Here is a 457-nt window from a genome sequence, read left to right on the forward strand (position 1 = left end):
CCATAGACCCACAGAAGAAGCCGTCCACAAGGTAAGCTGTACTAATCAACGGCAGCATTTGCCGGATATTGAGCCGAGCCAGCGTGTCGTGGAACGGTTGGAGTTCAGCTTCGGTCAGACCGCGTAGCTCCCAGTCGGAGAACGGAAAGCTCGACTGAATGTCCACGGCAGAGCCCGCAGTGCTATCGAACAGATACATGTCGCGATAGAACAGCTTGAGCGTGCTGGTGTCAATCAGACTCGGGTCTGCTGGGAGAATACCGGTCATCATGTACTGGTAGTTCGACGACCAGAAGCCATTGACCGACATCGAGGGACCCCCTCCTATGCTGCCCATACTGCCACCCATACCCGCAGTCACCAACGACTGCGGCCGGCTCGGGGCGCGCGCCACGACCGCGTTTCCAGCCCCCACCGGATCGACATTTATTGAGCCCCCGGAGACTCCTAGAATACG

At 58.2% G+C, this 457-nt stretch carries 1 protein-coding gene; it reads right to left on the reverse strand.

Annotated elements, in window-relative coordinates; translation table 11 throughout:
- Positions 1 to 310, reverse strand: a 310-nt coding sequence (locus tag AC1RPN_RS08390) for a hypothetical protein (protein ID WP_391857666.1), incomplete at its 3' end; no start/stop codon positions are given.
- Between the last annotated feature and the right edge of the window lie 147 nt (positions 311 to 457).

The sequence above is a fragment of the Dellaglioa sp. CoH-57-MRSF-20 genome (genome assembly GCF_056781955.1).